Consider the following 20,793-nt stretch of genomic DNA (forward strand, 5'->3'; position numbering starts at 1 on the left):
AGTAATAAATATATATTATTATTAAAAATGACGGAGACTTCACTATCGCCATGCTGGCGTTCTGTATAGGGTGGAGTCAGATTAGTCGCCTACCGTTCTGACAGAAGGAAAAGTCTCATGATGTTCCGCCGCATGGCCGCATTTGCTCTTATCGCCAGCGCCCTGACCAGTCAGGCAGCTTTTGCCGCTCACAGCAAGGCCCATCACTGCCGTAATGAAAAAGGGCAGTTCACAAAATGCGAGAAGCAGAAAGCCAAGCCCTGCCGGGACCAGAAGGGCAAATTCACCAAATGCGCCAGCAAAGACAAGGACAGCAAGCCAGCCGCTGAAGCTACCACAACAGCCCCTGACACTGTAAAAGACAGCACCAACCCGATGAAGTCTGATATGCCTGCTCCCGGTACCCCGGCACCGGCTGCAACACCGGCACCGTGACTCGTCTCTAAGGGCATAGACCCGTCATGAAAGAAGGCCCTCCAGTCATCACGCTGGAGGGCCTTCTTTCATTTACCAGATACAGTTTTCAACCTGCGGCACACTGTCGAATGGCCTTTGCCATTGCCTCGACCCCATTCCCACGATTGGCCGAAAGAGCTTTTACAAGACCCAACTCGTGCAGGAAGACCGGCTCTGTCTCCAAAATCTCGTCCCGTGTTCGGCCTGAATAGACCCTCAGCAACAGGGCCACTAATCCCTGAACAATAGCTGCATCAGATGCTCCGGCAAAAAACAGGCGTCCGTCCCGTTCTTCTGCCTCCAGCCAGACCTGACTCTGACACCCCGGCACACGATGGGCATCATTCTGCCATTCCTGCGGAAAAGCCGGAATCTTTCGCCCCAGCTCTATGATGTACTGATAACGCTCCATCCAGTCATCAAACAGAGAAAGCTCGTCACCAATCGCTGCAATGGCCTGTGCGGCATTATCTTCCTGCGGCTGTACAAAACAGGATGTCTTATCGGCCATACATCTCAGCCCTTCTCCTTGGTCCATCTTGAAAGCGCATCATACCCGGCTCTGGCAGAATGAAAACCACTCCCTCAACAGGGTGCTCTGTCAGCTCTGCAATATGGGGAGCAGAAGTCTCATAGTCGTGCCCTGTCCGGGAGCACTCTCCACAACAACATCACCATGATGCGCCAGAATGAAGCTGTATATGCCTGCTAATCCCAGCCCTGTTCCTTTCCCAGCCTGTTTGGTGGTGAAGAAGGGTTCGAAAATATGGCGCTGAACGTCCTCGTCCATCCCCTCGCCTTCATCCCGTACTTCCAGTGCTAAGGCATGGTCTTGCTCACATTCTGACGGTGCAGCGGGTAATCTGTGAGAAATGCGATAAGCTGCAAGCGTCACGATACCGCCATTCGGCATGGCGTCACGGGCATTCACACAGAGATTCAGCAGGGCCATTTCCAGCTGTTCCGGGCACGTCAGAACAGGCGGCAGAGTCTCGGCTGAGATATCAAGCACAAAACGGATAGCCGGGACTGCCCCGTAAAAGCTTTGCCGGAACAGACAGGCCCGTTCCTTCAAAAACAGGTTCATATCCAGCGGACGCACCGTCATGCTCTCACTCTTGCCAGCCCGTCCAAACTGAAGAAGCCGGCGGGTCAGCACCTCTCCCCGCATGACAGTATCAAGAGCCCGATTCAGCCATTTCTGCTTGATGTCCTGAACGGTCTCGCTATGGATATCCAGCTCGGCCAGCGTATCCAGACACCCGCCCAATATGGTGAGAAGATTATTGAAGTCATGGGCCACACCGCCTGCCAGACGGCCTAAGGCTTCCAACCGTTCTCCCCGGTTCAGCCTATTTTCCATCATCACCCGATGGGTCACGTCCCTGTCCACACTGACCTGCCATGCCTCGGCAAAAGAGGCACCCTCCGGCCATTTCAGTGCCATGCGGAAAATCTCGTGCCATATGCTCTTGCCGTCCTTCGTGCAGACCTCCAACAGCTCCTCAGCTTGCCCATCCCGCCAGACCTGCTTACGCATCCTCTCGATGACTGGCTGAAGGCTGGGTTCATAGTGGTCCTGCTCCAGCTGACTGTCACAGTCACGATTACTGCGAATGCACCGCCCCTGCGCATCTGAGAAGACCAGCCCAAAGGGCAATCCTTCCATCAAACCACGCAGAAGGGCCTGCTCAACCTTTAGAGCCCGCTGAGCCTGCCATGTTCTATGAGCCTCATGCACGAGGCTGAATACATGATCGGCTTCCCACGGTTTATGCACATAGGCCACAATCTTCCCGTGGTTGAGAGCTTCTACCACGGCGTCCAGATCCGCATAGCCTGTCAACAGGATGGCACGAGCATCGGAACAGGAACAGGCACGACCAAGAAACTGGTCGCCTGTCATTCCGGGCATCCGCTGGTCTGAAATAATGACCGAAATCTCCGGATGCTCTGCCAGCAGGGCAAGGGCCTCATGGGGGTCCGTTGCCTTCAGCAGCGTGCAGCTTTCTTCCAGCAGATCACCAAGAGCAACGAGTATTTCCTCTTCGTCATCCAGCAGAAGAACGCAAGGTCTGGCCTTTATAGTGTAAGGCTCGTTCATGCAGTTTTATTTCCTCCTGTGCCCTGCGCCGTTCTGGCTCTCGTACAGCCCATCCTTCTGCCGTCTCATGAACAGGAAGGCGAATCACAAAATGTGCACCACGCCCGGCGGCCCCTTCATGTCCTTCTGACGGACAGGCGTCTCCCGCATCTGGCGTATCCATGACATCAATCGTCCCACCATGAGCCTGAACGATTCCATGAACGATGGACAGGCCCAGCCCCGTCCCCTGCCCCTGTGCCTTGGTGGTAAAGAAAGGATCAAAAATCCAAGGACGAACCGCTGAGTCGATACCAGGCCCGTTATCACTGACCCTAATTTCATAGATACCATCATAAAGGCGTGTTGTAATCCGTATCAGCCCTTTGTGATGAAGCTTCCCTTCCTGCCGGGCATCATTCAACGCATCCGCCGCATTGGCGATGAGATTCATAACTGCCTGATGAAACAGCGTTTCCTGACAGATCAGCCCTAATGGAGCATCAAGGCAGCACTCCACTGTAATTTCTTTTCCCAGCCTGTGGCGAACCAGTGCCAGACCGGCCTCTATGGCCTCGCCAGCATTCACCATACACCATTGGCCTTCTTCCAGCCGGGAGAAACGGCGCAGACGCACGACAAGGTCCCGTATCCGGCCCAGCCCCGTCTTCATAGCATCAAGCCGGGCTGTTGCCTGTCCAATCCGGGCCCGCTCCGCCTTGCCCGGAATGATGCGCTGCGCCCATAGCAGGCACCGCTCCACCGTATCGGCGTGGCCCAGCGTAAAGGCCAGCGGATTATTGATCTCATGCGCAATACCGGCCACCAGCTCCCCCAGAGAAGCCATCTTGGCCGTCTGCACCAGTCTGGCCTGTGTCTGCATCAGCTCGTCATTCATCTGGGCCAGCTCACGGTTCGCATGGGCCAACGCTTCTGCCAGCGACGCCTGTGCCTGTGCAGCCTCCAGCGCCAGAGCTGACTGTTGCCTTTCCATCTCACGCTGGCGGAAGGCCTCATTCTCCCGCCGCCGCCGCACCATCGCCCGGATACGCAACGCCAACACGACCGGCGTCATATCACTGGGGACAAGGTCCTCCAGCCCAGCCTCCAGAAACACGACACAGGACTCACCACGGAACCGCTCCGCTGGCACGATACCCAGAATCCGAAAGGGAATCCCCCCCTGCGCCCGCAAGGCATGACGGCGCTGGTCCAACAGACGACAAAAAGAGAGGTCTGCCTCGTTATCCTGCATATCCTCCAACACGATGCAGTCCGGCCCATCCGGGTCTGTCAGCCAGCCTCCATTCAGCAGATCGCTGGAGCGTGTAACGGTGGTCACGGTATGCCCATCCCGCCAGAGCAATTCCCCGAGACCAACTTCCTCCATTCCATCAGAGACATTGCCGCAAGCGGAAAAACTTGGGTCATTCCAGAAATCCAAGACCGACTCATCTTCCGGTGCCCGGACGATAACCACTCTGGCCCGCCGTGCATGCCATTGCGGATTACGATGCCGCTTTTCCTCCGCCAGATGCAGAAGCGTACGGATACGCAACAGCAAAAGATCAGAATGAGCCGAACTGGACAGATAGGCATCAGCACCACTCTCCAGCCCATCCATCTCAACCCGTGGGGAAACATCTTCTGTCAGCATCAGTACAGGCACGTCCTGCATGGCAGGAGTCGCCCTGACACGGCGCACAAACTGCCCGGCGCTCATTCCCCGCTGGAGAGTGCAACAGATGACCATATCCACCCGCCTTTTTTCCCTGCAGCAGGCTTCCAGTACCTCCAGCATTGCTTCACCACCCTGCCGGCAGGTAACGTCCATTCCCTCATTACGCAGCAGACCGTAAACCCGGCTATGGTCATCTCCAGCCGGGTCCAGCAGCAAAATATGAACGTCTTTTTCATCCAGCGTGGGTAAGATTTGCATTACGCCTCTCTTGAAGCTAGGTGCAGAAGTAAGGAGACAGAACGGGAAAAGTTTTCACCCTGCCCTTCATCTCCCTTCCACTTTACGTCATTGCACGCATTGTTGTCTTACAGGAAGGTCTTGAATATTCATGGATACATCGCCCTCATCCACTCATTCTTCCCCTAGCCGGGGTGAGCGTCTACTTTCGGGCACCCATTCACGCCGGCAGGGCGGAGCCATCGCTGTAGGGCGCGTCCTGCTCAATATTCTCTGGATTCTGGCGCATTTCCTGTTCAGTTTCCTCATCCAGCTGACAGAGCTTTTTGCACCGATCCTGCTCATTCTCGGCGCTGGCTGGTCCCTTCTGCCTCATCTCATTACCATGGCAACGGCTAATCTGGGCTCTCTGACAGAGGACCAGCAGACGCATGACATTGTCAGCCATATCTCCCACACCATCCCCGATCAGCTCGTGATTGCCGGGCATATACTAACGCCGCACGGGCTGATAAAAGATGGCCTGCTGCTCATGGCCATTGCCGCAGCCTCCTCCACGGCAGCAGCATGGCTAGCCCGGAGACTCTGAAACACACCTCCTATCCCGGCCCTTCCATGATTATTCTGGAGCAGCTTCTCCTCCCCGCCAGTCCCGCCCTCATGCCAGAAGGGAAACAATCCCTTTCCCTGAAGGTGGAACGTGGTGAAACCCTCTGGGTGACTGGCCCGGCGGAATCCGGCAAGACGACCCTTCTGGATCATATCGCCCTCCGCCGCCGCAGTCTGGGCGGGGCCATGACCATCATGAATTATGATGCCGGCCCACGCATCAGAAAACGGACATGCCGGCTTCTCCAACAGCGCATCAGCTATGTGGACGCTGTTCCTATCTTCATGGAGCGCCTGACACTGGCGGATAACATTGCCTTGCCGCTGGAGCTCAATCACTTCCATAAGACGGATATTCAGCGGGAAACGGAATCAATCTTGCGCTGGTTCGGTCTGGGGGCGCATGCCCAGTCATACCCAGCCACATTGAGCCAAACCATACGCCTGAAAGCAGCCTGCGCCAGGGCGCTCGTCACCCAGCCTTCCATCATTCTGGTTGATGAACCAGCCTTAACCCTCTGCCCTGACCTCCGGGACCAGCTTCTGACGACCATACAGAGCCTTGTGACAAACGGTGCCGCAGCCCTTCTGGCCACACAGGTGCCCCCACCCCCAGACACACCTCTTGCAGGACGGGTCATTACCCTGCCTTGGCAGCCTGATCCTCCCTCCGGGGACGATATGCCTTCATTCCATGCTGGAAGCCCCCTGTCTCCACCCTCCCCTGAAGATAGAGGATTCTTCTCATGAAACGCCTGTCCCGTGCCACATGCTGGCCTTCACCATGGCCGCTACTCCTTGGGCTCTGTTTCGCCACATGGCTGATTGGTCTGGCACTGGCGCTCCCTTATGGAGTTGAGACTGCCATCCAACACTGGAAGGGCGAGCTAAACGACCATATCGTCATCGCCCTTCCCACCACCGAAGACAACGATGAAACAAGCCAGACCAAAGCCCTGCCGCAGGCGCTGGCATCCACCTTCCCCGGAACAGGCGTAACCCGCCTGCCCGACCATGACGTTGCTCAGATACTGGCAAACTGGTCAGCCCCGTGGAATGGCCCCCTTCCGACACTCATCACTCTGTATTACCGTGGAGACGTCTCAGCGCTGACAGGGTTCGTCCATAAATATGCGCCAGAGGCCATCATCATTCCGCCGCCGCCGCAACAGGCAAAACTCGCCCCGCTGATGACCAGCCTGCATGAAGCTGCCCGTCATGGAGCCTTTGCTGCCGGATTTGCCGCAGCCCTGCTCATACCGGCATTGCTCTATCTGGGGGCCCGTACCACGGCATTAGCCAATGCCAGCCAGCAAGCCCTATTGCCCCAACTAGGAGGGCGGCCTTCATCCCTGCATCATATTCTGGCGCGGCGCATGGCACTTATCGCCTTTCTGGGCAGCCTTGCCGGGTTGGTCCTGCTTCTGCCTGCTCTAGCCCTCCTTGTCTCCACCCTGCGCCCCCTGCTGCGCCTGCCGCCTTTCACGGGGCTTTCATCCGCTTTTATCCCTGACCTGTTTCTTCCCCGCCCGTTTCTTGGCATGATTGGCCTTCTGCCCTTCCTTATTGCGGTCCTTAGCTGGGGAATGGTGCATCTGGTCTGTAGCCTTCAGGGACGCAAAACATCATGAAATGGTCGGGCATTCATGTCTGGTCCTTCATTTCTGCCAGCCTGACCATAATGCTCTGGGTTCTGCTCGGCAGTTTCATCTATTTCTGTGCCGATGCCCTGCGCCCTTCCCCGGACCTGCATGCCATTCCCGCTGACTGTGATGGGATCGTGGCTCTTACCGGAGGGCGAAACCGCATTGAAGCCGGGATCACCCTGCTGAAACAACAGCCCCAAAGGCTGCTTCTCATCTCCGGCGTGTCGCCTCATACAGAGCTGAGCCACATTCTGGCCGCCATTGATGCAGGGCCTCTCTCTCCTGACCTGACGAAGCAGATCAGCCTTGGCCATCAGGCAGCCACCACCATCGGCAATGCATGGGAAACCGCCCAATGGGCCCAGCAGAAAAAACTGCATCACCTCATACTCGTTACGGCAGGGTATCACATGCGCCGCTCTCTGCTGGAGTTCCACGACATTGCGCCCCAGCTCCGCCTTACACCTTACTGGGTACAACCCCCAGCCATGAATACACCTTTCCACCCACACACGCTGATCCTGATGGTCAGCCAGTATGGCAAGCTGGTTGGTGCTCTACTCCGCATTGTTGTTTCCCATCAGCGGGAGCATGTGCAGGAAGGATTCCGCTCCCCTTCATCCACAGCCTCACAGACAGCCCCGACCTGATTTACCACCCGCCCTGATCTTTTCCCTTGCCCTGAATGCAGGTTCTGCGCCATGGACATCTATTATGATGAGTCTGATCCGCGGCAGCCTGTTCAATCTATATCTCCTGATTCTGACCCTCATCATGGGGGTCTTTGCCTTTCCCATCCGCCTGCTCAGCCGGCGGGATGCAGCGCTTGGCTATGCCAAGCTTTGGGCTCGTGCTGTCCTGTGGGGGTTGGAAACGCTCTGTGGTGTTCGCATCGTTATAAGCGGGCAGGACAATCTCCCGGATGGGCCTGCCCTGATTGCATCACAGCATCAGTCCTTCTTTGATGGCTTTGTGTGGATGAACATCGTTTCCCTTCCAGCCTATGTCATCAAAAAGGAACTGACATCCATTCCGTTCGTAGGCCCCATGCTCATCCTTAGTGGGATGATCCCCGTAGACCGCTCTGGCGGCTCTCAGGCATTGCGGGGCATGATGGATGCTGTGGCTAAAGCGCAAAATGCTGGGCGGCAGATCATCATCTTTCCACAAGGCACACGGACCCGCCCCGGAGAACGGGTACCATTGCAGAATGGGGTTATTGCTCTGGCTCGACAGGCTACCGCTCCCATTATTCCCGTTGTGACCAATTCCGGCCTGTTCTGGCCTCATTCTCATTGGCGTAAATATCCGGGTACTCTGAAGGTCGTTATTGGTAAGCCCCTCGCTGCGGATACGAAAGGACGGGCACTTATTCCGGCCATAGATGCCGCATGGCAGACACTCTGCAAAGAACATGACCTGCCCTATGAGCCTGTGGAAAACTCTGTGGATGTGAAGACGGTTTCTCAGTAATCATTCCCCCTCATGGAGTAATGAGGGGATAGAGAATGGAGGATCGTTCTGCTACCTGAAACCACAACCATATGAAATATAAGGCGTTTTGCAGGGGTTATGCTCTTTTTCTTTGTTAGTTATTTTTTAATATATTGGCATGATTACTGTATAAGGCAAGAAACACCTGCTGGGGACAAAATAACGAATAGTCCATTACGTTACAGAGGGGGTGCCGGAGCATGACCAGAACCCGCCGCCATTTCATTCTAGCCCTCACCCTTCTTCTCATCGCCCTCATAGGGGGAAGCTGGGGGGCTTACCTCCATACACAGACCGTACTCTCCCGCCAGCTGGCACATCTGGCAACACAATCCCTTCCTTCAGATGGCCCTACGCCAACCCTCTCCATTCAGAACTCACAAGCGAGTGGCTGGCCCTTTGGCGCATGGAGAACACTATACGGTGTAGCATTCCATACACATCTTAATGGTGCGGACCTCGCCGGAGCCACACCCACCCTGAGGCTCGGAGGGAATTGGCTGGACTGGGCACTCGCCCTGACAACACGACAGGAACTTCCTCTACAGCTTCCGCAAGGCATCATTCTGCGCATGGTCCGGCATGGTAAAAGCCTGACCCTACACATGAACAAGACCCGCCTGCGCATTAGCCGGGACAGCATACCCTGCCCGCCTACGGCTCTATGCCCTCATGGGACGCTACCCCTGTACCGAGCCCATTTTCACATTGCCGGGCTGGAACTCGCATCATCCCGCCTCCCCTATAGGCTGACCTTGCTTCACATTGCTGGAATGATCCGTTTTGCGCCGCAATCCCTCTCTCATCCGGACCCGGCCTTGCAAAATAGAGCTCTCCTTTCTGCCGCCCTCACAGCAGAGGAACTACGCTATCCATCCTCATGGCTACAGAATTTTCGGATACGGAATGTCAGCAGCAAATTTGCTCTTTTGCCCTATGCTGCCTCTCCCATGCCTCCTCAGCTCCATAAGGACCCTGACCCAACCGACCATGAGAACGACAATAACCCCGCATGGCCAGACATTTCCCTACGTTTGCGTGTGCATGAGCTAAGTGCAACCATTCATCCATCAACCCAGACAGAACAGGAAGCCCCTCCGCCACATATTTCTCTTGGTGGAGACTTATATGTTCCAGCTTTTTCCGGCATGATCTCCGTCAGTCTGACCAACTGGCAAGGCCCATTGCATGGTTTCCTTACAAGTGCATGGTTTCAGCATAATATCCCTCCCAGCACACAATCCCTGCTTGATGACATGATGAACAGTCCCCGTATGCTGTCCCTCGCCAGCCATCCTCTGACAGTGACCATTCCACTGGATCACGGCGTCCCACCGGGTCTTTCTTCGGAACGGCTGCAGACACTTTATGACCGCCTTCATCAACTGGCTCCGTCCCGCCCATGACCTTTAAAAGCCTCTGCCCAACCGACCTTATCACCGTTCTAATGACCCTTGGGGATGATGCCCCTCATGTTGCCCTGCTGCGCCACGACCAGAACACACCAACCTTTGAAGAAAGTCATCATTCCTTGCAGAAGCGTCTCTGCCATTGGGCAGAAACGCTGACACACTGCCCCATTGGCCATATGGAGCAGCTTTACACATTCAGCTCTTTCCCCAATCAGGGCCAGACGCCGCATATTCATATTACTTATCTGGCACTCAGCTCCAACCATCCTCGATCCTGCCATGGATCGCTTTATCATCATTTCCCATGGGAAGACCGCCGCAGCGAGAGCGGAAACCAAAAACTGGCACGGTTCATCACGAAAATTGAGCAATGGGCTTCCGGCCATGAGGAGCGTCAGAGCCGCATTGCGCCAGCCTTTGGGCTGTATGAACTGCCATGGGATGATACCCGTGTGCTGGAACGGTATGAACTGCTCTGGGAGTCTGGACTTGTACCCCGTTCCATCCCGGCGGACGATGCTACAGACGGTGACAACCGCCGCCTTCTGGCCACGGCTCTTTCCCGCCTGCGGGCTCGTATCCGCTACAGCCCTGCCGTTTTTGAACTGCTCCCGAAGGCTTTCACGCTCTTGCAGCTACAGCAGGCCATGGAGACAGTATCTGGCCGCCTTATGCACAAGCCCAACTTCCGCCGCCTTGTGCTGCACCAGAAACTTGTGAAAGAAACCGGCACCTATGACCGCTCCACCGTAGGACGCCCCGCCCGCCTATACCATTTCCGCCCGACTGCCATGGCGTCATGTTATCTGGAAGCAGCGTTTCTGCCACTGGAAACGCCTACCCCCTGATTGCCTGTCTTAGACGTTATGAAACTTCAAAGAAACAGACCCGTTCTTGGGAAAAGTCATCGTAAATTTGTCCCAATTTCCCTGACCAGACTCCTGCATGAGCTTATGAAGTGCCGGCACAGCCACAGAGACCTGTCCCAAAGCCTGCTCGGTGAGCGGACAATGAAAAATCTTTCCATCCAGCTCATAGTGAAAACTCGACCCGACAGAATAACCCCCACTCTCCGATGTCTCGTATGAGAACTCGCACTCCGCCTTATCGAAGTCACCCTCAATGCTAGAAAGCATCGCTCCGTAGAGGGCATCCATAATTTCCCTCTGTTTCATAAAAGAAAGCATATAGTCAGCTCCTCCCCGAAAATATTACATACCAGAAAAACTATCTTTTTAGATAGAAAATTCATGTTGCATATGCCCTCCCGGAGGAGAGTCATAAAAAAATCTTATAGATAATCTTCCATTTTTATATATTGTAATAACCATATAATCCCAAAATTTGCCTACCATACTCTGCATTTTACTATTAATCATAGGAAGTTCTTTCCTTCTTAAAGAGGAGATATCTCCTTCATAGACATCCCTAAATCCTATTGATTTTTTAACTCCGTCTACAAAATAAACAAAACAAAATCCCGTTCCTATACATTCGTTATTTTCAAAATAAGTATTCGACAACAAACAAACCGCATCACAACTATTATTTAAAAGAAAGGATTTTAAAGATTTTATTACAATATCAACAAAATTATCCAAATCTGGACTACTTTTTAGATTCATTTTTCCACTCCTCATCATAAGCATTTCCATTAACCGTATACTCAACATGCACAACCTCAGGTCTGGAATTACTTTCCTGCCCCTCTGGCCGTCCGAACTGTACCTTCACAGGTCCTACACGATCACCATTTTGCAAGGCCTTACGAAGACTATTCTCCCATATCCTATACCCACTATTATTAAACTGCTTATTCTGCGGAAACAGATTGAATCTATGACACGTACCCCCGAGGCTACAAGCCTGTATATGTCCCCCCACATCGTCAGGTAAACCTTCAAGTCCAACTTGTCTCTGTCTGTTATCACGCGGCATTTTCTGGTCAATTGGGATATAGGTTATTTCCTCAACACGCCCATACTGATTTGTCCTGAAATATTCGCCCTCGCCAAAATGCACTTCGGCATTTTTTGGAAGGTTATTTAGTATAGAATAAGAAGAACTCCCTCTAGCAGCCTCTAATAAGTCAACTGTCAACAGGACCTTACCATCCTTTGTAACGCCTCCCAATGGATAGTTATAAAAACTACCTTTCGGAAATAGGTTACTAACCTGCTCATCAACAGCTCTACCAATATTCGTATGGTATTGTGGATCCAATAGTCCTTCAATCGTACCATCATGCTGCCCTAAAGAAGCACCACCAGAAAGATCATACGAATTCACATTCTTCAAAGTTGGAAGATAAAAGTACTTATCCTTAACAACAAAATACTGACCATTTGGAGAGCGAAAGACCGTATCTCCATTCATATCTGTCAGAACATGCCCTTCTGCATTAGAAACAGCCTCGTATCGTACACCATTACCACCTTCTAGGGCGATAGTACTCTCTGGCGTTCCATCCGACAGTGTACTGTTCCATGCTTTGGCGCCCGCTGGCAGGTCCTTATCCTCTATAACCTGTCCGGGGCTATAACTGGGGCTCTTTTTCTGAAGCTCAGCAGTCAATACTGCCGCATCTCCTTCAAAATCATCCCTTTTCTTTTGCGCCTGATTATACTGCTGGATGGCCGAAGCTGCTGCGGCACCGTTCAGAACATTAACTGTACTACTGCCCGGCCCAGCTACCAGACCGCCCACAGCTCCCGCCGCACTGGCAATGCCGTTGCTCAACAGGTTCATCAGGCTGTCATGCAGCTTCGCCTGTGAGCCATATCCACCACTCGACTGGCCGGTCAGGGCCGTAGCCATGCTGTCCGCCCAGTTACGGGTCGCCCCGGACACAATCGTCCCGGCAAATACACTTGCTGCGGCAGCGCCAACATTCCCCCCTGTTCCGGTGGCTACGGCAGCATTGCCACCGGCCTCCAGCAAGGCACGGGCCCAGTTATTCGTGGCACTACGCTCATCAAAGCCTGGTACGCCATGACTAAAGAGCTCGTCTGAAACACGCCCCATGACCTCCCCAACCAGCTGTGTCCCCAGCTGGCTGGCCTGCATCTGGTTCTGAAGCTTCTGCGCATCAAACTTATTGTCCAGCGCCCCATTCGCATGGGCAACATCACGGCTTAGATCACCAGAAATACTGGTCGTATTGATGGTGATGTTATCACTGACAGCGGAATGGCTGACTGTTCTCTCATTATGGTCACGGCCACCGCCCAGCAGCGACATCGAGTTCGCCGCCATGCCCTGACCAACCTGCCCCAGCCAGCTATGGGCATCACCCTGCCCCGCTCCCCCAAAACTCCCCTGAAAACCGGCACTCTCAAGCTGCCAGCGTGATATGTTCTCAAGGTTCTGTGCCGTCAGGCTGCCACCGGCCGTACGGGTCACACTATGATAATCATAGCTGTTCTGCGGGCTGGTGATCTCAAGCTGGGCCGCACGTTGCTGCCACCAGGATGCAGCGTGATGCTGTTGCTGGCTGTCAGGGTCGTATCGGCCGCCGTGGCCTGACGGCTCTCCTGTTTCTGGCTCTGATGGCTGCCTCCAGCCGTAATCCCGAAGCCTGTCTGCGACCCGCCAAGCTCATATTAGGCACCAATGGAAGTACTGATCTGTTTCTGCATCAGATAACTGTTCACCCTGTCCCAGCCAGCCTGAAGGCTAATATCCTTCCGGGCATCAAGGATCATAGCCTTGGCAGAAAGATGGGCGGCTATGGCGCTGATTGACCCATCATCCGCCACATCTGGATGATCCCCACAGGCCAGATTGTCAGCGCCCCGTGCCAGCATGTAAGTGGCCTAACAGCCATTCATGAGGAGCACAAGGCTACTACCCTTGCCCTAGGCCTTACTGGCAGCCACAGCCGACTGAACAGCCTGACCCACAATGCTCGCCATATTCTAGAGTTACTGGAACCTGACGCCAATCAGCATGTAATCATTGTGATATAAGAAATAATATACCTATATCTCTAATAAGAACTCAAACCTTCTCAATACGCCCTAGTATTTAAACACATCATAAAACCCATCTTCATGTTCTTTTATATTCCGTATACTTAAAAAAAGCAGTCATTATCCCTAAATTTTCTAACGAAACAAACTACCCCAATACACAAAAATGAACTACCCAATAGAATAAACAAATTTCTTTGAAAATTTATCTCCAAAGACAAAATTTTTTATATAATTTAAAATACTACAATCAATATTAATCATTTTCTTTCTTTTAAAAGAAAATCCTCAAATGAGATGGGATTAATGCACATATTGTAGCATGAAATAAGGCCGTCTTTACCGAAACTACCATCCATCATTCTTAAAATAGCTACTCCAGTCATTCGCATCAAATTAAAATAAGACTTACCAAACGGACCTACAGTTGGCTGACCATAATCAATACTACCCTTCCTAGTTTTATTAACAAACCATTCTACACCATCATTATTATTTAAGAGAACAAGAGAAATGTATGTTCCAACATTAATTACCATCCATTTCCCAAATGAGTCCAACATAACACGATGACTACGCTCACAACTTTCTATCGCTCGGTCATAACACCAGCCACTCAATTCTTCCAATGAATCAAGGCTAAAGTCACCCGCCCACGTTTCATACCCCGGAAAAGAACGTACCCGCTCTCTCAATACGTTCATACGATCATCCAACGTGGATAAAAACCACTTCTGAAACGCAGTGATTTCCCTGCGCCCCAGTGCCTCAAATTCAGCTGCGTTCGGCACATAAGAGTAGGAATATTCCATCACTGATCCCCGTTAACCAATATGGTTAAAAAAAAATCTATCTTATTCTAGAAGAAAAATATAAACTGTCCCCTTGATTATACTGATTACCATCAACAGCCTTAAATTTTCTCGATACGCTCCTCCCAGTATTTAAACATATCGTAAAGTCCATTCTCATCCCTGTCTCCATCGATCATTTTTCCAAAAAGAACCGTCGTTACCCTTAAAGTTTCTAGCGGAACATGCTTGCCAAAATACGCAATAGTAGGCTGCCCATAGCTAATATAACTTTTTTTGTAAGATTAAACTCCCATCTCAAACGCTTATAATTATGCAAAAAAACAAGAGCAAAATAAACAGATGTATTTACAACAATCTTCCTAAATAAGTTAGTGATCTTTTCATTTTCATCATACAATTCCTCCCGAGAAGACTGGGCATACAACCAGCGTCCCAGCTCCTTCAGAGAGGACACACTGTAATCCGCTTTCCACCCCTCAAACCCTTTACAGGACTGCACATAGCCTTCAAAAACTTCCGTCCGGTCATCCAGAGTGGATAAAAACCACTCCCTGAACGCCTTCATTACCTTCGGCCCCGCTTGTACAAATTCGTCACAATCTGGAATATAGTCATACGAATACTGCATATCTTCCCACTACCACCAAGCAGCATCAATTATTATCTATTTACTCCAAATCAGCACCCTTGAATGGTACGGGATTAATACACATATCGTAGCATAAAATAAGTCCATCTCTACCATACCTACCATCCATCATCCTTAAAATAGCCACCCCAGTCATTCGCATTAAATTACGATATATTTCACCAAACGCCCCCTCAAATGGCCCTACAGTCGGTTGCCCATAATCAATACTGCTCTTTCTGGTTTTATCAAAAAACCATTTTACACCATCATTATTATGCAAGAGCACAAGAGAAATATATGTCCCAACATTAATCTCCATCCAAACCCCAAATGAGTCCAGAACAACACGATGACTGTGCTTAAAACTCTCTATAGCTCGATCACAACACCAACCACTCAACTCCTCTAATGAATCAAGGCTAAAATCACCTGCCCACGTTTCATACACCGGAAAAGAACGTACCCGCTCTCTCAATACGTTCATACGATCATCCAGAGTGGATAAAAACCACTTCTGAAACGCAGTGATTTCCCTGCGCCCCAGTGCCCCAAATTCATCTGCGTTCGGCACATAAGAGTAGGAATATTCCATCACTGATCCCCGTTAACCAATATGGTTAAAAAAAATCTATCTTATTCTAGAAGAAAAATATAAACTGTCCCCTTGATTATACTGATTACCATCAACAGCCTTGAATTTTCTCGATATGTTCCTCCCAGTATTTGAACATGTCGTAAAGCCCATTCTCATTCTTTTTTCCTTTTCGCATCTTTACAAACAGAACCGTCGTTATCCCCAAAGTTTCCAGTGGAACATGCTTGCCAAAATACGCAATAGTGGGCTGCCCATAACTAATATAACTTTTTTTTGTAAGATTAAACTCCCATCTCAGACTTTTATAGTTATGCAAAAAAACAAGAGCAAAATAAACAGATGTATTTACAACAGTTTTTTCAAATAAAGGTGTAACATTGCCATCTTCATAATACAATCCATTCAGGGAAGACTGAACATACATCCAGCGTCCCAGCTCCTTCAGGGAGGACACACTGTAATCCGCTTTCCATCCCTCAAACCCTTCACAGGACCGCACATATCTCTCAAAAACTTCCGTCCGGTCATCCAGAGTGGATAAAAACCACTCCCTGAACGCCTTCATCTCCTTCGTACCGGCCTGCTCAAATTCGCCACACAGTGGAATATAATCGTACGAATACTGCATGTTCATCTCCTCAAAAATCATGCCACACAACCTTGATACCAGCATCCTTCAGGCGTTGCAGCACAGAATTGGATGCACCTATCTTTCCAGTACGAGGACTCCTGTAGAAATGCCATGTCACGCTCTCGACCTGCTCTTCCTTCATCAGTTTCACATCCTTGGCAATCTGCGCTCGGAGGAAAGCACTCATCTTGGCCTTCCCCACCTTCACTTCATGAGCATCCCTTCCTACAGTAAAAAAATCTATTTTTCTAAGCTCGCCTTCTTTTGTCCACATATGTTTTTGTACAGTACCTTTCTCACCAAGATATTTTATGAGAAGATTCTCTCCCAATTGGCCTACATCATATGAGTTTCGGGCAACCTGACCTTCCTGCCCATACCATTTGGTATATTTGACAATGTTGGTCTTTTCATCAAATTCATACCCATCAGGACGTCTTATTCCACCCGGGATTACATCAAAACCCTCAGTAACATGGCTTACTTCTCTCTCGGCTTTCCCGGCATTCTCTGCTGTTCGACCCGCCTGCGCTACCTCATGCCCTTCCTGAAAAACCTTGGTGCCATCCCCCCCAAGGGTAGCTGCATCTTCCGCTGCATGAACTGCATGGACCGCCTGTTCCTCCCCCCGGGACATCATCACTACATGGGCGAGAGCAACCGCCGCCTTCTGGGCTTTAAACAAGCTCGTAATTTCCCCCCCAATGGGGATCAAACCTGCCGCGTCCAGAGGCAACTCAGAATAGTGACCCGTAGCAGTATCCAGATATAATGAAGCCACAGATGTCACTTCATTAAGAATAGGCACCATGCCAACCAGGCTAAGCCCCAGTGATGCTACGAGATAGGCAACACTTTCTCTTTTCCCTTTAACAACTGTATGTTCTTCTTTGGGATGACTCTGATCATTATACTGCTCGATCGCCGCCGCCGCTGCAGCGCCGGTCAGGGCATTGGTTGACGCACCACCCCTACCCGCAACCAGTCCACCGACAGCTCCACCAGCCGCCGCAGTAATGCCGCTGAACATGTTGGCAATGCTGTCATGCAGCGTGCCGTCACTATTCCCTGTCAGCCCCGTGGCTACAGCTTCAGCCAGCGGGCGGGTGGCCGCTGCCGTAACCTTCCCGGCAAGTGTGCCTACCCCAGCCGCAGCCGGATTGCCGCCTGTCAGAGCCGCAATACCCGCAGCGCCCCCAGCTTCCAGAATGTCACGGGCCACTTCCCTTCTGGAAAACAGACCTCCAGCCTCCTCAGGAGGAAGCCCTGCCTCTGCTCGGGCCTTGTCATTCCTCTCCTGCACCTTCTGGAAGGCTGTACCGACAATCTCCCCAACCAGCTGTGTCCCCAGCTGGCTGGCCTGCATCTGGTTCTGAAGCTTCTGCGCATCAAACTTGTTAATCAGCGCTCCATTCGCATGGGCAACGTCACGGCTCAGATCACCAGAAATGCTGGTCGTGTTGATGGTGATATTGTCACTGACAGCAGAATGGCTGACTGTTCTCTCATTATGATCACGACCACCGCCCAGCAGCGACATCGAGTTCGCTGCCATGCCCTGACCAACCTGCCCCAGCCAGCTATGGGCATCACCCTGTCCCGCTCCCCCAAAACTCCCCTGAAAACCGGCACTCTCAAGCTGCCAGCGTGATACATTCTCAAGATTCTGCGCCGTTAGGCTGCCCGTGTTGAAATGGTTCTTCTCCCGGGATGCCGTGCTGGAAATAACACCCGCCGTCAGGCTCGTATTGCCCGCGACATCAATCCCGATCCCCTGATCACCCGCATAAAGACCGGAAAGCGTCTTCCCGGTGGAGACAAAATGATCCTTCAGAACCTGATGCTGGAAACTCCCCCCGGCAGACGTGGCCGCCGGGTTGTTCAGCGGAACCGACAGGCTGCCACCGGCCGTACGGGTCACACTGTGATAGTCATAGCTGTTCTGCGGACTGGTGATCTCAAGCTGGGCCGCCTTCACATCAATCCGGGGAGCCGTGACCTCAGCCCCATGCAGCACGGTGCTGCCACCAGAATGCAGCGTGATGCTGTTGCTGGCTGTCAGAGTCGTATCGGCGGCCGTGGACTGATGGCTCTCCTGCTTCCGGCTCTGATGACTGCCTCCAGCCGTAATCCCGAAGCCTGTCTGCGGCCCGCCAAGCTCATATTTGACACCAATGGAAGCACTGGTCTGTTTCTGCGTCAGATAACTGTTCGCCCTGTCCCAACCAGCCTGAAGGCTGATATCCTTCCGGGCATCAAGGCTCATATCTTTGGCAGAGAGATGGGCAGCTATGGCACTGATTGACCCATCATCCGCCACATCCGGATGATCCCCACGGGCCACGATGGAAAGCCTGTTCCCCGCCGTGACACTGCTCCCCAGCACCGCGCTCTGGTCCTGTGCAGAATGGCTGACCGTCTTCTTGAAGCCGAGACTTGCCTCAACCCCGATCAGCGGCATGTTCATGGCATCAAGGCTTTTGACACGGGCCAGATTGTCAGCACCCTGTGCCAGCATATAGCTGGCCTGACCGCCATTCATGAGGGTCACAAGGCTGCTGCCCTTGCCCTGCGCCTTGCTGGCAGCAAGAGCCGACTGTTCAACCTGCCCCACAATAGAATCAGACGTCAAACCGGCAGAAATACCCGCAAAAAGCTGCTTCCTGTCCTGTGTCTGTTTCAGCGTCTGCTCAACGGCCTTGAAGGCAACGGAAGACGCATCAAGGCTGATATCGTGCCCTGCACTCAGGTTCGACCCCGTAATGCTTGCCAGAGTCTGGGCATGCAGGGTCAAATCACCCTTGCCAGCACTTACCGTGCTGGCCGTCCAGCTCACGCCATCGCTCGTATTCGTAATATGGGTCTTGCCGTACCCTATGGAGGTCCGGCTCCCTATGTGAAAGGAAAAGCCGCTTTTCTTCTTCTCATAATAAGAAGCATCCGTATTACGGAGAGCATCAATACTCAGCGAGCCGCCAGCCGTCAGTGTCGTGTTCTGTCCACCATTGACAGTTCCCTTCACGGAAAGGTCACCGCCAGCGCTCATCAGGACATTATCATTAGCCCCGACAAGGCTGCCGATCTCTGTCGTGCTGTCATTACGGGTCGTAATGGTTTTCTTGCTCAGGAACCCCTTCTTGACGATGCGACTATAGCTATGGTCCTCATCCGTTACAGCTTTCAGGGCCAGATTACCCTTCGCCTGCAGGAAGGCATCTTTCCCGGCCACCACGCCAGACCCCGCAAGGCTGATATCACCTCCCAGAGCGGCCAGCGTGACGTTCCCATCCCCCATGACGCTGGAGCCAGTATTACGAACAAAGCTGCCTGTCTGCGTGAAATGACGCCTTGACACACCCCCAGCGCCACGAGCCGAAAGGGCATCCAGACTAATGCCCTGCCCCGCCACAAGCGTAGCATCCCCACCTGCCTTGAGTGATGCCCCCTTAAAGAGGATATCCTTGGCAGCATTCAGACGCGCATTACCGCTTGCCGTGATTGTTCCCTGCTGTCCAAGGTCCTGCTGTGTTCCCCCGACAATCCGGGTTGTCCTGAGCTGACTGTCATTCGCAATAGAGCCCGCAAGGCTGGCAAGTGTTACATCTCCCCCTGATATGCTCCCGCCATCATTCACCAGATCGCCCTGACTGGCCACGAGGCTCAGAGAATTCCCGGCGGAAATCGCCCCGCTATTGCTGATGCTTCCTCCCTGCAACGACAGCTCATTCCCTGCAGAAATGACTCCACCATTCGCAAGCTTGGCCTTACCCGGAGCCAGATACAGTTTTGGTACCAGAACCGTCTGACCATTCACGGACGCAGGAACATACCAGACGATATTATCCGTCAACTTGGACTGTTCATCAGGTGTCAGCGCTGCCCCAAAGGTCAGACCGAGCTGATCAGACTGCTGAGACGCATTATCAAGCAGAGTCTGCATCTGCTGATTGGCTGTCTGATAGCTGCCACCAAGGAAGGTCTGCCCCGTGGCCGAGACGATCTGCTGCTGCACATACTGCGTATCAAACCCGCTATCCCCAAGGAAACGGTAATCCCCCATGGAATGGCCCAGACGCCCCAGCAGGTAATCCGACCCGTAAAGCCCCGCAAATGTCGCATAACGTGGGTTGGTCTCCAGCAGATAATGTACCGATGGAGACGGATTGGGCACAAAGAGCGTTCCACCCGCCGGAATGGACGCTATGACCGTCTGAAGGCTGGTCGCCGGCACATGAAGCACGGCACTGCTCGGCATTTTCCCTGAAACAGGACCTGATGCGAACGTTGTTCTTCCAGGCGCCATAGATGGCGTAGACGGGCTCGCAAACTGTCCTACCTTCTCTGTAGGAGCAGAGACGTTACCTGGTAACACTCCATTCGCTGTCGTGAGTGATGTGGAGGAGCCAGAGAGCTGTCCTGTTTCATTCCTCTGATGCACAGACCCTACTGACAGGGAACTCTTATCCCCCGTTGTAGGAATAGGAGCACTACCTGCCAGTGTCTCACCAGACGCCATGAATGGCGTGGACTGA

20 protein-coding genes are annotated in these 20,793 nt (G+C 52.5%); 8 read left to right on the forward strand and 12 right to left on the reverse strand.

Features of this window, described 5'->3' with window-relative positions; genetic code table 11:
• The first annotated feature begins 117 nt into the window (after positions 1–117).
• Complete coding sequence (locus tag NQF86_RS08965; RefSeq protein ID WP_266117310.1) at positions 118–435, forward strand: hypothetical protein; 318 nt, start codon at positions 118–120, stop codon at positions 433–435.
• An 88-nt stretch (positions 436–523) separates the two neighbouring features.
• Here the strand turns inward: NQF86_RS08965 and NQF86_RS08970 are convergent, their stop codons facing one another.
• The 3 genes from NQF86_RS08970 to NQF86_RS08980 form a co-directional block, all read right to left on the reverse strand.
• Positions 524–967: a SufE family protein gene (locus NQF86_RS08970; protein WP_266117311.1), complete on the reverse strand. Its 444-nt coding sequence runs from the start codon at positions 965–967 to the stop codon at positions 524–526.
• Positions 968–1,057: 90 nt separating this feature from the next.
• A complete protein-coding gene (locus NQF86_RS08975) occupies positions 1,058–2,560 on the reverse strand; it encodes an ATP-binding response regulator (protein WP_266117312.1) in 1,503 nt (500 codons plus the stop codon).
• Entirely contained in the window at positions 2,508–4,478 is a 1,971-nt protein-coding gene (locus NQF86_RS08980; protein ID WP_266117313.1) for a hybrid sensor histidine kinase/response regulator, read from the reverse strand. The genes NQF86_RS08975 and NQF86_RS08980 overlap by 53 nt, the downstream gene beginning before the upstream one ends.
• 130 nt (positions 4,479–4,608) lie before the next feature.
• Between NQF86_RS08980 and NQF86_RS08985 the strand changes: the two genes are divergently transcribed.
• From NQF86_RS08985 to NQF86_RS09015, 7 genes are all read left to right on the forward strand, one after another.
• A complete protein-coding gene (locus NQF86_RS08985) occupies positions 4,609–5,046 on the forward strand; it encodes a hypothetical protein (protein ID WP_266117314.1) in 438 nt (145 codons plus the stop codon).
• Complete coding sequence (locus NQF86_RS08990; protein ID WP_266117315.1) at positions 5,025–5,816, forward strand: ATP-binding cassette domain-containing protein; 792 nt, start codon at positions 5,025–5,027, stop codon at positions 5,814–5,816. The genes NQF86_RS08985 and NQF86_RS08990 overlap by 22 nt, the downstream gene beginning before the upstream one ends.
• A complete protein-coding gene (locus NQF86_RS08995) occupies positions 5,813–6,697 on the forward strand; it encodes a hypothetical protein (RefSeq protein ID WP_266117316.1) in 885 nt (294 codons plus the stop codon). The genes NQF86_RS08990 and NQF86_RS08995 overlap by 4 nt, the downstream gene beginning before the upstream one ends.
• Entirely contained in the window at positions 6,694–7,362 is a 669-nt protein-coding gene (locus tag NQF86_RS09000) for a YdcF family protein (RefSeq protein WP_266117317.1), read from the forward strand. Before NQF86_RS08995 ends, NQF86_RS09000 begins: the two co-directional genes overlap by 4 nt.
• Before the next feature lie 67 nt (positions 7,363–7,429).
• Entirely contained in the window at positions 7,430–8,185 is a 756-nt protein-coding gene (locus tag NQF86_RS09005; RefSeq protein ID WP_266117328.1) for a lysophospholipid acyltransferase family protein, read from the forward strand.
• Positions 8,186–8,406: 221 nt separating this feature from the next.
• A complete protein-coding gene (locus NQF86_RS09010) occupies positions 8,407–9,612 on the forward strand; it encodes a hypothetical protein (RefSeq protein ID WP_266117318.1) in 1,206 nt (401 codons plus the stop codon).
• The gene (locus tag NQF86_RS09015; RefSeq protein WP_266117319.1) at positions 9,609–10,466 is read left to right on the forward strand and encodes an NUDIX hydrolase; all 858 of its coding nucleotides are present in this window, start codon (positions 9,609–9,611) and stop codon (positions 10,464–10,466) included. Before NQF86_RS09010 ends, NQF86_RS09015 begins: the two co-directional genes overlap by 4 nt.
• Before the next feature lie 9 nt (positions 10,467–10,475).
• Here NQF86_RS09015 and NQF86_RS09020 read toward each other — a convergent pair whose 3' ends face one another.
• From NQF86_RS09020 to NQF86_RS09060, 9 genes are all read right to left on the reverse strand, one after another.
• Positions 10,476–10,805: a hypothetical protein gene (locus tag NQF86_RS09020; protein ID WP_266117320.1), complete on the reverse strand. Its 330-nt coding sequence runs from the start codon at positions 10,803–10,805 to the stop codon at positions 10,476–10,478.
• Positions 10,806–10,853: 48 nt separating this feature from the next.
• The gene (locus NQF86_RS09025) at positions 10,854–11,243 is read right to left on the reverse strand and encodes a hypothetical protein (protein WP_182082410.1); all 390 of its coding nucleotides are present in this window, start codon (positions 11,241–11,243) and stop codon (positions 10,854–10,856) included.
• Complete coding sequence (locus tag NQF86_RS09030) at positions 11,227–12,873, reverse strand: DNA/RNA non-specific endonuclease (RefSeq protein WP_266117321.1); 1,647 nt, start codon at positions 12,871–12,873, stop codon at positions 11,227–11,229. The genes NQF86_RS09025 and NQF86_RS09030 overlap by 17 nt, the downstream gene beginning before the upstream one ends.
• Positions 12,874–13,220: 347 nt before the next feature.
• Positions 13,221–13,424: a hypothetical protein gene (locus NQF86_RS09035; protein WP_266117322.1), complete on the reverse strand. Its 204-nt coding sequence runs from the start codon at positions 13,422–13,424 to the stop codon at positions 13,221–13,223.
• Between the two features lie 425 nt (positions 13,425–13,849).
• The gene (locus tag NQF86_RS09040; RefSeq protein ID WP_266117323.1) at positions 13,850–14,401 is read right to left on the reverse strand and encodes a hypothetical protein; all 552 of its coding nucleotides are present in this window, start codon (positions 14,399–14,401) and stop codon (positions 13,850–13,852) included.
• A gap of 214 nt (positions 14,402–14,615) precedes the next feature.
• The gene (locus NQF86_RS09045) at positions 14,616–15,032 is read right to left on the reverse strand and encodes a hypothetical protein (protein WP_266117324.1); all 417 of its coding nucleotides are present in this window, start codon (positions 15,030–15,032) and stop codon (positions 14,616–14,618) included.
• A 40-nt stretch (positions 15,033–15,072) separates the two neighbouring features.
• The gene (locus NQF86_RS09050) at positions 15,073–15,627 is read right to left on the reverse strand and encodes a hypothetical protein (protein ID WP_266117325.1); all 555 of its coding nucleotides are present in this window, start codon (positions 15,625–15,627) and stop codon (positions 15,073–15,075) included.
• Positions 15,628–15,718: 91 nt separating this feature from the next.
• Complete coding sequence (locus tag NQF86_RS09055) at positions 15,719–16,258, reverse strand: hypothetical protein (protein ID WP_266117326.1); 540 nt, start codon at positions 16,256–16,258, stop codon at positions 15,719–15,721.
• Positions 16,259–16,268: 10 nt separating this feature from the next.
• On the reverse strand, positions 16,269–20,516 hold the full coding sequence (locus tag NQF86_RS09060) for a hemagglutinin repeat-containing protein (protein ID WP_266117327.1): 4,248 nt from the start codon (positions 20,514–20,516) through the stop codon (positions 16,269–16,271).
• Positions 20,517–20,793: the final 277 nt, after the last annotated feature.

Origin of the sequence: Bombella pluederhausensis, assembly GCF_026385525.1 — a bacterium.
GTDB lineage: Bacteria > Pseudomonadota > Alphaproteobacteria > Acetobacterales > Acetobacteraceae > Bombella > Bombella pluederhausensis.

Excerpts from the sequence above, each read along its gene's own strand:
- NQF86_RS08980 (WP_266117313.1), bottom strand. The coding sequence starts at position 4,478 with ATGCAAATCTTACCCACGCTGGATGAAAAAGACGTTCATATTTTGCTG.
- NQF86_RS08965 (WP_266117310.1), top strand. The coding sequence starts at position 118 with ATGATGTTCCGCCGCATGGCCGCATTTGCTCTTATCGCCAGCGCCCTG.
- NQF86_RS08975 (WP_266117312.1), bottom strand. The coding sequence starts at position 2,560 with ATGAACGAGCCTTACACTATAAAGGCCAGACCTTGCGTTCTTCTGCTG.
- NQF86_RS09050 (WP_266117325.1), bottom strand. The coding sequence starts at position 15,627 with ATGGAATATTCCTACTCTTATGTGCCGAACGCAGATGAATTTGGGGCA.
- NQF86_RS09010 (WP_266117318.1), top strand. The coding sequence starts at position 8,407 with ATGACCAGAACCCGCCGCCATTTCATTCTAGCCCTCACCCTTCTTCTC.
- NQF86_RS08990 (WP_266117315.1), top strand. The coding sequence starts at position 5,025 with ATGGCTAGCCCGGAGACTCTGAAACACACCTCCTATCCCGGCCCTTCC.
- NQF86_RS08985 (WP_266117314.1), top strand. The coding sequence starts at position 4,609 with ATGGATACATCGCCCTCATCCACTCATTCTTCCCCTAGCCGGGGTGAG.
- NQF86_RS09000 (WP_266117317.1), top strand. The coding sequence starts at position 6,694 with ATGAAATGGTCGGGCATTCATGTCTGGTCCTTCATTTCTGCCAGCCTG.
- NQF86_RS09005 (WP_266117328.1), top strand. The coding sequence starts at position 7,430 with ATGAGTCTGATCCGCGGCAGCCTGTTCAATCTATATCTCCTGATTCTG.
- NQF86_RS09055 (WP_266117326.1), bottom strand. The coding sequence starts at position 16,258 with ATGCAGTATTCGTACGATTATATTCCACTGTGTGGCGAATTTGAGCAG.
- NQF86_RS09045 (WP_266117324.1), bottom strand. The coding sequence starts at position 15,032 with ATGCAGTATTCGTATGACTATATTCCAGATTGTGACGAATTTGTACAA.
- NQF86_RS09020 (WP_266117320.1), bottom strand. The coding sequence starts at position 10,805 with ATGCTTTCTTTTATGAAACAGAGGGAAATTATGGATGCCCTCTACGGA.
- NQF86_RS09025 (WP_182082410.1), bottom strand. The coding sequence starts at position 11,243 with ATGAATCTAAAAAGTAGTCCAGATTTGGATAATTTTGTTGATATTGTA.
- NQF86_RS09040 (WP_266117323.1), bottom strand. The coding sequence starts at position 14,401 with ATGGAATATTCCTACTCTTATGTGCCGAACGCAGCTGAATTTGAGGCA.
- NQF86_RS09035 (WP_266117322.1), bottom strand. The coding sequence starts at position 13,424 with ATGCTGGCACGGGGCGCTGACAATCTGGCCTGTGGGGATCATCCAGAT.
- NQF86_RS08995 (WP_266117316.1), top strand. The coding sequence starts at position 5,813 with ATGAAACGCCTGTCCCGTGCCACATGCTGGCCTTCACCATGGCCGCTA.
- NQF86_RS09015 (WP_266117319.1), top strand. The coding sequence starts at position 9,609 with ATGACCTTTAAAAGCCTCTGCCCAACCGACCTTATCACCGTTCTAATG.
- NQF86_RS08970 (WP_266117311.1), bottom strand. The coding sequence starts at position 967 with ATGGCCGATAAGACATCCTGTTTTGTACAGCCGCAGGAAGATAATGCC.
- NQF86_RS09060 (WP_266117327.1), bottom strand. The coding sequence starts at position 20,516 with ATGCCGAGCAGTGCCGTGCTTCATGTGCCGGCGACCAGCCTTCAGACG.
- NQF86_RS09030 (WP_266117321.1), bottom strand. The coding sequence starts at position 12,873 with ATGGCGGCGAACTCGATGTCGCTGCTGGGCGGTGGCCGTGACCATAAT.